Consider the following 11689-nt stretch of genomic DNA (forward strand, 5'->3'; position numbering starts at 1 on the left):
AGTCCGCGCCGCTACCGCCGCGCTGCTCAATTAATGTTTGCTCTTGGCGAAGATCACGCGTGCCAGGATGTTCAGTAACAGTACGCACAGCGTAATAATCAGCACACCCGCCCAGGCCAGACTCTGCCATTCGGCAAACGGGCTCATGGCGAATTTAAAGATGGTCACCGGCAGGTTTGCCAGCGGCTGCATCATATCGGTGCTCCAGAACTGATTCGACAGCGAGGTAAACAGCAGGGGCGCTGTCTCCCCGGCAATGCGGGCAATCGCCAGCAGCACACCGGTCAGGATGCCCGACACGGACGCCTTCAGGGTGATCGCTGAAATCATCTTCCACTTCGGCGTTCCCAGTGCATAGGCTGCTTCACGCAGGCTGTCCGGTACCAGTCTCAGCATGTTTTCTGTGGTACGGATAACTATCGGGATCTGCAACAGTGCCAGAGCGACCACGCCGGCCCAGCCAGAGAAGTGCTTCATCTGTGCCACCACGATGGTGTAAACAAACAACCCCACCACAATCGACGGCGCAGACAGCAGGATGTCGTTAATAAAGCGGGTGACTTCGGCCAGCCAGGATTTACGGCCATATTCGGCCAGATAGATGCCCGCCATAATGCCCAGTGGCGTACCGACGGCCGTTGACCAGAAGATCAGCAGCCCGCTGCCCGCCAGGGCATTCGCCAGACCACCGCCTGCCGTATTCGGTGGCGGGGTATTTTCGGTGAACAGCGACATCGTCATGCCATCAATACCGCGTGTGACGGTTGAAAACAGGATCCATACCAGCCAGAACAAACCAAATGCCATGGTCAGTAACGACAGGGTCAGGGCAATCCGGTTTTTCATCCGGCGCCACGCCTGCATTTTGCGGCGTGAGGCTAACAGTTCGTCACGCGACTGTAATTCCATCGTGGTCATGAACGTGCTCCTTCACTTTTCGCCAGGCGCAGGATCATCAGTTTCGAACAGGCCAGCACGATAAAGGTAATCACAAACAGGATCAGCCCCAGCTCCATCAGCGCAGCGGTATGCACACCCGACTCGGCTTCAGCAAATTCGTTGGCCAGCGCAGAGGTAATACTGTTGCCCGGCATAAACAGCGATGCGCTGTCGAGCTGGTAGGTGTTACCGATAATAAAGGTCACCGCCATCGTTTCGCCCAGCGCACGCCCCAGACCCAGCATCACGCCGCCAATCACCCCATTTTTGGTGAATGGCAGTACCACACGCCACATCACTTCCCAGGTGGTACAGCCGATACCGTAAGCGGACTCCTTCATCATGACCGGCGTCTGCTCGAATACGTCACGCATCACTGAGGCGATGTAAGGGATAATCATAATCGCGAGGATAATCCCGGCGGCCAGAATCCCGATACCAAAAGCCGGGCCGGAGAACAGGGTGCCAACAATCGGTACGTTAGCCAGTACGTCACCGACCGGCTGCTGGAAGTAGGTGGCAAACAGCGGAGCAAAGATAAACAGGCCCCACATGCCGTAAACAATACTGGGGATCGCCGCCAGCAGTTCAATCGCCACGCCCAGCGGGCGACGCAGCCAGTTGGGTGCAAGTTCCGTCAGGAACAGGGCGATGCCGAAGCTCACCGGGACAGCGATAAGCAGGGCAATAATGGAGGTCACGACGGTGCCGTAAATCGGCACCAGCGCACCAAACTGTTCGTTAGGGGCATCCCACTCTTTGTTCCACAGGAACGAGAAGCCAAATTTCTGGATGCTCGGCCACGAGGAGATGATCAGGGAGACAATGATGCCGCCGAGCAGCAACAGCACGATCAGCGCAGCCAGTTTGACCAGTGCGCCGAAGATGATGTCACCCTGTTTTCCGGGGGCCTTGAATGCCGGCTTGGTTTCAGCCATAGAATTCTCGAGTCTGTTACTGCAGATACGTATCGGGCAAGGCTAACCTGCCCATGGGGGTCATACGCACCACCTGCGGTGGTGCGTTACTGCCGTGGCTTAGTACAGAGCTTTGCCAGAGCTGTCTTTCACTTCTTTTTTCCAGGCGCTACGGATCTGCTCTACCACTGAATCAGGCAGGGAAGCATAGTCCAGGCTCGCGGTGGTTTTGCCGCCGTTTTTATAAGCCCAGTCAAAGAACTTCAGTACGGCAGCGCCTTTCTCAGCGTTAGCCTGCTCTTTGTGCACCAGGATAAAGGTCGTGGAGGTGATCGGCCACGCATTGTCGCCTTTCTGGAAGGTCAGGTCCTGAGCAAATGACTTGCTCCAGTCAGCCCCTTTCGCTGCGTCGCTAAAGCTCTTCTCACCTGGCTCAATGGCTTTGCCATCCGCATCCACCAGCTTGGTGTACGCCAGGCTGTTTTGTTTAGCGTAAGCGTACTCTACGTAACCGATGGAGCCCGGTAGACGCTGAACGAAGGCGGCCACGCCGTCGTTACCCTTGCCGCCCAGACCGGTTGGCCAGTTAACGGTGCTGCCTTTACCGACCTTGCTGCTCCAGTCACTGTTCACTTTAGACAGGTAGCTGGTAAACACGAATGATGTACCGGAACCGTCAGCGCGGCGTACCACGTTGATGTTGGAATCAGGCAGTTTCACACCCGGGTTCAGCTTGGTGATCGCCGGGTCATTCCACTTTTTAATGGTGCCCAGATAGATATCACCCACAGTCTTGCCGTCCAGGGTCAGCTGTCCAGATTTGATACCAGGAATATTAACCGCCAGTACCACCCCGCCAATAACTGTCGGAAACTGGAACAGGCCATTTTTTTCTAAATCTTCGTCTTTCATCGGTGCATCTGAAGCACCGAAATCTACGGTTTTAGCAATAATCTGCTTAACGCCGCCGGAAGAACCGATACCCTGATAGTTAACCTGGCTACCCGTCGCGGTGTTGTACTCTGCTGCCCACTTATTGTACACCGGTGCCGGGAATGTCCCGCCTGCGCCAGTGAGATTGGTAGCGGCCATGGCAGAAACGGCGCTGAGAGACAGGGTTACTGCGACGAATTGAGCCAGGGTTTTGTGCATCAGTGTCATGTTCCCTCCACGGGATTAAAAAGTCAGGCCAGTTGCCGTGTTTATCTATAGCCAAAATAATTCGGGTTGCAGGCCGGCGACAAATGAGCGAATCCCGATGAGCTTACTGTTGTAAGTGATTCGGGTGAGCGAATGTAGCCAACGCACCTGCAGCTTGAAGTATGAAGGATATAATTATGATTGCTGCTGGAGGCAAAATAGGACAGTTTGGTGACAGTAAAATGTACGAAATATGACACTTTTGTGACACACCCCACCGGTATTCCCTCATCACAAGATGGCTTCCCCGCGCCCGCATCAGGCTTTTAATGCGATCACACTTCCTGCCGCTGCGCTGGTTTTTCATGGTGCTACTTTTTCCCTTCCACAGGACAGGAGATAACCACCATGAAAATAACGGCTGCGGTCATCAACCACGTCAATGCCCCCTACCAGCTGGAGACGTTGGAGCTGACGGCCTTACGCGACGATGAGGTGCGGGTAAAAGTCGTCGCCTCCGGGATCTGTCATTCCGACGAAGCGCTGCGCGTGGGTGATGAAGAACATTTTTTTCCGGGCGTACTTGGCCACGAAGGTTCAGGGATCGTTGAGGAGGTGGGGCGATCGGTGAAAGGGATTAACGCGGGCGATCACGTCGTTATGTCTTACGCTTACTGCGGTGGCTGCGCTCAGTGTCGTCAGGGCCAACCCTCTCGCTGCCAGGATTGGGGAATGATGAACGCCGGAGGGTTCCGCCATGACGGCAGCGCCGTGCTGCTGAAGCCCGATGGGGAGAAGGTGTCTACGATGTTCTCCCAGTCCTCTTTTGCCACCCATTGCCATACCCGCCTCAACAACCTGATCGTCGTGGATAAAACGGCAGACCTGCGTCTGATGGCACCGCTGGGTTGTGGGTTGTTAACGGGTTCATCGACGGTATTCAACGGACTGAAACCGCAGCCCGGTTCTGACATTGCTGTCTTTGGTACCGGGGCTGTCGGTATGGCGGCGATCATGGCGGCAAAAATTGCCGGATGCCGGCACATCATTGCGATTGATATCCATGATCCCCGCCTGTCGCTGGCGCGCGAACTGGGTGCGACCGATACCATTAACAGCAGCCAAAGCGAGGTGGTCAGCGCCATTGCCAGCCTCACCCAGGACAAGGGTGTCAATTACGCCATCGACACCACCGGCCTGTCTGCGGTGATGAAAAGTGCGCTGGATGCGCTGGCGACGGGCGGTACGCTGGCCCCGCTGGCCGTCACGCGCCACGATTTAACCTTTAATCCGATGCGCAGCCTGGTCGCCTCCGGCAAACGTGTCGTCGGCATTCTCATGGGCAATGCCATTCCTCAGGTTTCCGTACCGCAGTTGATTGAGTGGCATCAGCGTGGGGAGTTCCCGTTTGAGAAGTTAGTGAAATTCTATGACCTTGCAGACATCAATCAGGCAAGAGCGGACTCCGCCAGCGGCGTCACCATCAAGCCCGTGCTGATCGTCGATAAAAGCTACCGGATATAAAGGAGCAGGCGCAATGGAGTCGAAAGAGAAGGGAGCGTTACTCGAGATTTTTCACCGGCAGAAAACCCTCTTTTTATCCGGCATCACCCGGGATAATACGTTTAAAAAAAACCAGCTGGGTAAATTAAAAAACGCGCTACTGGGCCACAAAGAGGAGATTTACCGGGCGATGTGGGCCGATCTCGGCCGCAGCGAAGCGGGCGTGGAACAGGCTGAAATCGCCCCGCTGATGAATGAAATCAATTACGCCATCAGCCATCTTGATGAGTGGTCCGTCGAGAAAAAGGTACCGACCCCACCATCACTGGGCAACAGTGAAAGCTATATTACGCGGGAGGGGTATGGTGTTAACTATATCATCGGGCCGTTTAACTACCCCCTGTTCCTTAGCGTTTGTCCGCTGATTGGGGCTATTGTCGGCGGCAACACCGCTATTATCAAGCCCTCTGAAGCCACGCCCGCCGCCTCTGCGGTGATTGAGAAAATCATCAACAGAACCTTTGAACCAGACTATATCCACGTCTGCCAGGGGGCAAAAGAAGAAAATGAGTTTCTGCTTACGCTGCCGTTTAACCTGATTTTCTTCACCGGCAGCCCACTGGTGGGAAAAGTCGTGATGGCCGCCGCGGCGAAGCATCTCACCCCGGTACTGCTGGAAATGGGCGGTAAATGTCCGGCGATTGTGCTGGAGGATGCCGACCCGGAAGTAGTGGTGGCCGAGCTGGTCGCCAGTAAGATGATCAACAGTGGTCAAACCTGCGTGGCCCCGGATTATCTTTATATCGACAGGCGGATTAAACCACAAATCGTCAGTCAACTGTGCACGGCGCTAAATAGCAGGTTTGGTGTGGCTGGCAGCCACGGCAGGATAGTTTCCAACGCGGCTTACACACGCCTGGAAAAAATCCTCGCCAGCAGCGACGGAAAGATTGTCTGGCGCGGAGCATCGGATAAGGCACAGCGCTTTTTTGGCGCCGCTATCGTGGACAATGTCAGCTTTCACGACAGCACCATGCAGCAGGAGTTATTTGGTCCGATCTTTCCCGTACTGACTTTCGACAGCGAGCAGGAGATTGCGACACTTATTAATACTTATCATCCACAGCCGCTGGCAGCCTATGTTTTTTCCCGCGACACTGACCGCGCCCGTGCCCTCATTGACACCATCCCGTCGGGAGATGCCGGGATCAACGCGCTGCTGCTTCATGCGGCTTCGCCTTATCTGCCTTTTGGCGGCGTGGGTGTCTCCGGGATGGGCTGTTATCATGGGGAGTATTCTTACCAGGCCTTTACGCATCCGAAGTCATTACGCGTAAAAAAAACAGGATAGCGAAAGAGGCAGCGTATCCGTCTGCCTTGCCATCCCGCACTCAAGCCCGGTCACGTCACCCGAAGACGCGTATTACCGATGCCTGACCGCTTTTTCCCGTCAGGCTAGTTAACATTATGTTCTGCCAGCGCATTCGCAATCGCATTAAACATCAAAGAGGCTTCGAGCGGCTGCTTATTTGCTGCAGGCTCGGCCTGAGGCCAGGTCGACCACTGCACAATCACCAGTTTCTGCTGCCGATCGATGGCGATCATCTGACCATAAATCCCCTCAGCCGACAGCGCCTTATCGCGGGTTAACCCCTCCACAGGACGCGCTTTTTTGGTGTCCAGCGGTACGCTGCTGTTCCACCACTGGAAACCGAACTGTCCGTGAGGATAATCGGGTGTCACTGAGTTTTGCGCACGGGTCCAGCGAGTAGCCTCTTTTACCCAGCCATCGGGCAGGGTCCTGGTGCCATCAGGCAGAACACCATCGTTCATCACGAACAGCCCAAACTTGCCCCAGTCTTCGAGAGTGGCATTAAACCCGTGAGCGCCGACGTCATGTTTACCCGGCAGGTAGCTGTGCCAGACGCCATCATTCACCATGCCGTAAGGCTGCCAGATAGTATCCTGCAGATAGCGGGCCAGCGTTTCACCAGTGGCTTTTTCCAGCGTGTCGCCTAATACCCAGGCGCCGCCAGACGAGTAAGACCAGATCACGCCAGGTCTGGCATAGGCCTTCCGCTGAGGATCCAGTATCAGCTTACTGACGCACGCATAGGTATCCTTGCCTGCTTCACACTGCGTCAGCCGGGCAAAATCAGAGGTCGGGTCGGTATAATCTTCGTTCCATGTCACACCGGAGGTATGTTGCAACAGGCTGCGCAAGGGTACATGTTCCCACGCCGTCCCCCGCACAGCAGGGTTGTATTTACCGGCCTCATCATCCAGTGAGGCTATTTGTCCCCGCTTCAGGGCAATGCCCACCAGCGTCGATACGACCGATTTACCGACCGAGCGTGACGTCCAGAGGGTGGTTTTTGTATTGCCCTTGTCGTAATGGTCCCAGACGATGTGACCGTTTTTAATGACCATGAAGCCGGTCACGTTGTTACGGTGAAGGTAGTTTAACAACGTGTATTTGTGCCCCTGATATTCATAGGCCACGCGTGAAAGAGCATGGTGAACGACGGGAAGGGGGACGGGTTTACCCGCTCTGAAAATATCGCCAGGATAGGAGCGATAGTCGTTACGAAAACCGATAACACGCTCCTCAGGCGTCCAGGTAAGCATGTTTTTTACGTCGGGGAGGTTTTTATCCAGTGGCGTTGGGCAGGTGGTCAGCGGCACCGGGCAGCTGGCAGCAGACGTGGATCCCGCCACCCCCTGAGCGACCAGACAGAGCGTGATCAGACATAATCCGGTTTTCATCTTTTTCATCCTGTTCCCTTAACATCAGATGTGAGCGTTCATCTTAAAGAAAGCGAATAAGGATATTTGGACAAAAAAAGTCCGGCATACTGTTTGTTACAGTAATGCCGGACTGCTGTGCGGGGTAGCGGTACTGAACGCCGGATTATTCTACCGTAACGGATTTCGCCAGGTTACGCGGCTGATCGACGTCGGTGCCTTTGATCAGGGCAACGTGATAGGACAGTAGCTGCAACGGCACGGTATAAAAAATAGGTGCGATAACCTCTTCGACATGCGGCAGCGGAATAATCCTCATCCCTTCGCTGTTAGCAAAACCGGCATCAATATCGGCGAAGACATAAAGCAGGCCACCACGGGCACGCACCTCTTCGATATTTGATTTCAGTTTTTCCAGCAGCTCATTGTTCGGTGCCACCACAATCACCGGCATATCGGCATCGATCAGTGCCAGCGGCCCGTGCTTCAGTTCACCGGCTGCGTAAGCTTCCGCATGAATATAGGAGATCTCCTTCAGCTTCAGCGCCCCTTCCATCGCGATTGGATACTGATCGCCACGGCCCAGGAACAACGCATGATGCTTGTCAGAGAAATCTTCCGCCAGCGAAGCAATCAGCTCATCCTGCGACAACATCTGCTCGATGCGGCTTGGCAAGGCCTGCAGGGAGTGGACAATGTCGTGTTCCACCTGCGGGTCAACGCCTTTCAGACGACCGATTTTCGCCACCAGCATCAGCAGTACGGTCAGTTGCGTGGTGAACGCTTTGGTGGAGGCGACGCCAATTTCGGTGCCCGCTTTAGTCATCAGCGCCAGGTCTGACTCACGCACCAGTGATGAGCCGGCCACGTTACAGATGGCCAGTGAGCCCAGGTATCCCAGCTCTTTCGACAGACGCAGTGCCGCCAGCGTATCCGCCGTTTCTCCCGACTGAGAAAGGGTGATCAGCAGACTGTTTTTACGCACCGCAGATTTGCGATAACGGAATTCAGAAGCAATCTCGACATCGCAGGGTACGTTTGCCAGTGACTCAAACCAGTAACGCGAAACCATACCGGAATTGTAGGAAGTGCCACAGGCAACGATCTGAATATGCTCAACGTTTGCCAGCAGGGTATCCGCCTGCGGCCCCAGCTCGGAAAGGTCAACTTCGCCGTGGCTGAAGCGACCGCTCAGGGTATTTTTAATGGCGACCGGCTGTTCGTAGATTTCTTTCTGCATGTAGTGACGGTAAACGCCTTTGTCACCGGCGTCATACTGTGCGTTAGACTCGATCTCTGCGCGTTTCACCTGCGTGCCGCTACGGTCGAAGATAGTCACATCACGGCGGGTAATTTCAGCAATGTCGCCCTCTTCCAGGTAGACAAAGCGGCGGGTAACCGGCAGTAACGCCAGCTGGTCAGAAGCAATAAAGTTTTCACCCACGCCACGGCCAATGACCAGCGGGCTGCCGGAGCGGGCCGCCACAACCGTCGACGGATCGCGGCTGTCCATAATAACCATGCCGTATGCGCCGCGCAGTGCAGGGATCACACGCTGCACAACCTCACGCAGTGAGCCGCCCTGCTTCTGCTCCCAGTGAACCAGATGTGCCACCACTTCGGTGTCAGTTTCGGAAGCGAAGGTATAACCCCGGGCGATAAGCTGCTCGCGCAGCGGTTCATGATTCTCAATAATCCCGTTGTGGACAACGATGATCTGCTCAGAGATATGCGGATGCGCATTCGCTTCCGATGGCTCTCCATGCGTAGCCCAGCGGGTATGCGCAATACCCGTGCCTCCCACCAGCGCGGTGGTTTCTGCCGCTTCAGCAAGGTTCTGAACCTTACCCAGACGACGAAGGCGGGTGGCATGCCCTTGATGATCAACCACGGCCAGACCCGCAGAGTCATAGCCCCGATACTCCAGACGACGCAACCCTTCAAGCAGGATTTCCGCAATATCACGCTGCGCTACAGCACCAACAATTCCACACATAGTTAATTTCCTGACATGATGCCGTTCAGCGGCATCAGCGTTGTCTTCTGACCTGAATATTCCGGTAATACGCTCATTCATTCAGGCGGCACGTTCGTGACGTCCCTGCAGCACAGAAGATCCTGTGCCTGAGAAAACGGGCGCAGTCAGCGCCTGTGCGGCCTGAAGGATGACGCGTTATTCCGGTTCCCCGAGCCTTGTAGAGTGGGGATTATTTTTATATTTACTGCTTTTTACCGGCTGAAATCGTGTTCAGCCTGATGAAAACTTATTTTTTCTTTTCCGGGCGCTGCCAGCCGGTATTCAGCTGTTGCTCTTTACGGTTGTACACCAGGCCTGCTGCCGGGACATTTTTCATTATGGTCGTACCGGCGGCAATGGTGGCGCCCGCCGCCACGGTCACCGGGGCAATCAGCTGGGTATCCGAGCCGACAAACACATCATCACCGATAATCGTTTTCGATTTATTCACGCCGTCGTAATTGCAGGTAATGGTACCGGCACCGATATTGACGTTTGCCCCAATCTCAGCATCTCCAAGATAGCTCAGATGGCCCGCTTTCGAACCTTTGCCCAACCGGGCTTTTTTCATCTCAACGAAATTACCGACGTGTGCCCCTTCGGCCAGCTCACTGCCCGGACGCAGGCGGGCAAATGGCCCGACGGTACAGCACGGAGCCAGCTGCGCATCTTCAATGACGCTGTAAGGGCTGATCACGCTGTCATCAGCAATCACGCTGTTTTTAATCACGCAGCCGCTGCCGATAATGACGCGATCGCCCAGCGTCACGTTGCCTTCAATAATGACATTGGTGTCGATAATGACGTCACGCCCATGCACCAGCTCACCCCGCAGATCGAAGCGCGCCGGATCCCGCAGCATTACACCGGCCAGCAGCAACTTCTCTGCCTGCGCGGCCTGGTAAACACGCTCCAGCGTCGCCAGCTGTAAGCGGTTGTTCACGCCGTCAGTTTCCGTCGCGCGTGAGGGATGCACCGCATTAATCTGCCGGCCTTCCTGATGGGCAAGGGCAATAATATCGGTGATATAATATTCACCCTGGGCGTTATTGTTGTTCAGCTTACCGAGCCAGCGTTTAAGATCGGCACCATTGGCCACCAGGATGCCGGAATTAATCTCAGTGATGAGCATCTGGTCTGGCGTAGCATCCTTATGTTCAACGATGCCCACGACCTGACCCTGTTCACGAATGATACGCCCGTAACCGGTTGGGTTATCGAGGATCACCGTCAGCAGGCCAATGCCGCCCTCTGGCTTCGCCATCTGTAAACGACTCAGCGTCTCTACAGAGATCAACGGTACATCGCCATACAGCATCAGGATGTCTTCGTCATCGGCAAAACAGGGCGCAGCCTGCTGCATAGCATGGCCGGTGCCCAACTGCTCTGCCTGAAGCACCCAGTTAAGCGAATCATCATTGAGGGTGCTTTTCAGAAGATCTCCCCCGTGGCCATAAACCAGATTGATGCGCTGCGCATGAAGTGCTTTTGCCGCATCAATCACGTGCTGAACCATCGGTTTGCCTGCCAGCTCGTGCAACACTTTTGGCAGTTCGGAATACATTCGGGTTCCTTTACCGGCGGCAAGGATCACCACGCTCATCGGGCGGTTTGACATAGACATCCTGACTAATTCTGAGTTAAACGAAGTTAAGCGGTTTAAGGGCGTAATTACTACATATTTTTCGGCAAAAAACATCTTTAACCGCCGCTCTCAGTGCAGTTTTTTCGCCGTATAAAAGGGGACTTTTCAAATTCATCGCTCCGGTTCTGCAGTACTAAACCGAACAGGCGCGGCGTAAAAAAAGGAGGCTTCGATTCCTGCATGGCTAGCCTCATGGTCTGATGCGGTTCAGGAGGTAAGGGGGTCTGGCGATGGTGACATGTCCGACGAGTCTATCGCAGGGAAACTTACGACTACGGATGGCTGAGGTGAAGCATAAAAAAATGCCAGTCAGTTTCCTGACTGGCATTTTACTGTTTAAACCTGAATTACATCGCTTTACGGGTTAACTCGATCACACGCAGTTTGGCGATCGCTTTAGCCAGTTCCGCAGACGCCATAGCGAAGTCAACGTCACCGTGAGAGCTGTTCATATGCTCTTCGGCTTTGCGTTTCGCTTCCAGCGCGCGAGCTTCATCAAGATCGCTGCCGCGGATCGCTGTGTCAGCCAGCACGGTGACCGCGCCAGGCTGCACTTCCAGTACGCCGCCAGAGAGATAAATCACCTCTTCGTCGCCGTGCTGCTTAACGATGCGAATCATACCAGGCTTAATGGCGGTCAGAAGCGGGGCGTGGTTTGGACGAATACCCAACTCACCTTCGCTACCTGAAACCTGGATGCTCTGCACAGTGCCTGTGAACATTTGCAGTTCTGCGCTGACAACGTCCAGGTGAAAAGTCATAGCCATTGTTAACCTCCTGAGA

9 protein-coding genes are annotated in these 11689 nt (G+C 54.8%); 2 read left to right on the forward strand and 7 right to left on the reverse strand.

Features of this window, described 5'->3' with window-relative positions; all coding sequences use genetic code 11:
- Positions 1-30 precede the first annotated feature (30 nt).
- The 3 genes from pstA to pstS form a co-directional block, all read right to left on the reverse strand.
- Positions 31-918, reverse strand: a complete 888-nt coding sequence (gene pstA / locus EPE01S_RS07935; protein WP_062744093.1) for a phosphate ABC transporter permease PstA — start codon at positions 916-918, stop codon at positions 31-33.
- Positions 915-1877, reverse strand: a complete 963-nt coding sequence (gene pstC, locus EPE01S_RS07940) for a phosphate ABC transporter permease PstC (protein WP_062744094.1) — start codon at positions 1875-1877, stop codon at positions 915-917. Before pstC ends, pstA begins: the two co-directional genes overlap by 4 nt.
- Before the next feature lie 99 nt (positions 1878-1976).
- Positions 1977-3017, reverse strand: coding sequence for a phosphate ABC transporter substrate-binding protein PstS (gene pstS, locus EPE01S_RS07945; protein WP_062744095.1), 1041 nt, complete (start codon positions 3015-3017; stop codon positions 1977-1979).
- Between the two features lie 387 nt (positions 3018-3404).
- Between pstS and EPE01S_RS07950 the strand changes: the two genes are divergently transcribed.
- Positions 3405-4520: an NAD(P)-dependent alcohol dehydrogenase gene (locus EPE01S_RS07950; RefSeq protein ID WP_062744096.1), complete on the forward strand. Its 1116-nt coding sequence runs from the start codon at positions 3405-3407 to the stop codon at positions 4518-4520.
- A 13-nt stretch (positions 4521-4533) separates the two neighbouring features.
- Complete coding sequence (gene mdlD / locus EPE01S_RS07955) at positions 4534-5850, forward strand: NAD(P)-dependent benzaldehyde dehydrogenase MdlD (RefSeq protein ID WP_062744097.1); 1317 nt, start codon at positions 4534-4536, stop codon at positions 5848-5850.
- A 104-nt stretch (positions 5851-5954) separates the two neighbouring features.
- Here the strand turns inward: mdlD and EPE01S_RS07960 are convergent, their stop codons facing one another.
- The 4 genes from EPE01S_RS07960 to EPE01S_RS07975 all read right to left on the reverse strand — a co-directional run bounded on the left by EPE01S_RS07960 (position 5955) and on the right by EPE01S_RS07975 (position 11673).
- Positions 5955-7274, reverse strand: a complete 1320-nt coding sequence (locus tag EPE01S_RS07960) for a serine hydrolase domain-containing protein (RefSeq protein WP_062744098.1) — start codon at positions 7272-7274, stop codon at positions 5955-5957.
- 136 nt (positions 7275-7410) lie between these two features.
- The gene (gene glmS, locus EPE01S_RS07965; protein WP_062744099.1) at positions 7411-9240 is read right to left on the reverse strand and encodes a glutamine--fructose-6-phosphate transaminase (isomerizing); all 1830 of its coding nucleotides are present in this window, start codon (positions 9238-9240) and stop codon (positions 7411-7413) included.
- Between the two features lie 268 nt (positions 9241-9508).
- Complete coding sequence (gene glmU, locus EPE01S_RS07970; protein WP_062744100.1) at positions 9509-10879, reverse strand: bifunctional UDP-N-acetylglucosamine diphosphorylase/glucosamine-1-phosphate N-acetyltransferase GlmU; 1371 nt, start codon at positions 10877-10879, stop codon at positions 9509-9511.
- A gap of 374 nt (positions 10880-11253) precedes the next feature.
- The gene (locus EPE01S_RS07975) at positions 11254-11673 is read right to left on the reverse strand and encodes a F0F1 ATP synthase subunit epsilon (RefSeq protein ID WP_062744101.1); all 420 of its coding nucleotides are present in this window, start codon (positions 11671-11673) and stop codon (positions 11254-11256) included.
- Between the last annotated feature and the right edge of the window lie 16 nt (positions 11674-11689).

The organism is Erwinia persicina NBRC 102418 (genome assembly GCF_001571305.1).
Classification (GTDB): domain Bacteria; phylum Pseudomonadota; class Gammaproteobacteria; order Enterobacterales; family Enterobacteriaceae; genus Erwinia; species Erwinia persicina.

Coding starts and splice junctions, on each gene's coding strand:
- pstA (WP_062744093.1), bottom strand. CDS start 918: ATGACCACGATGGAATTACAGTCGCGTGACGAACTGTTAGCCTCACGC.
- pstC (WP_062744094.1), bottom strand. CDS start 1,877: ATGGCTGAAACCAAGCCGGCATTCAAGGCCCCCGGAAAACAGGGTGAC.
- pstS (WP_062744095.1), bottom strand. CDS start 3,017: ATGACACTGATGCACAAAACCCTGGCTCAATTCGTCGCAGTAACCCTG.
- EPE01S_RS07950 (WP_062744096.1), top strand. CDS start 3,405: ATGAAAATAACGGCTGCGGTCATCAACCACGTCAATGCCCCCTACCAG.
- mdlD (WP_062744097.1), top strand. CDS start 4,534: ATGGAGTCGAAAGAGAAGGGAGCGTTACTCGAGATTTTTCACCGGCAG.
- EPE01S_RS07960 (WP_062744098.1), bottom strand. CDS start 7,274: ATGAAAAAGATGAAAACCGGATTATGTCTGATCACGCTCTGTCTGGTC.
- glmS (WP_062744099.1), bottom strand. CDS start 9,240: ATGTGTGGAATTGTTGGTGCTGTAGCGCAGCGTGATATTGCGGAAATC.
- glmU (WP_062744100.1), bottom strand. CDS start 10,879: ATGTCAAACCGCCCGATGAGCGTGGTGATCCTTGCCGCCGGTAAAGGA.
- EPE01S_RS07975 (WP_062744101.1), bottom strand. CDS start 11,673: ATGGCTATGACTTTTCACCTGGACGTTGTCAGCGCAGAACTGCAAATG.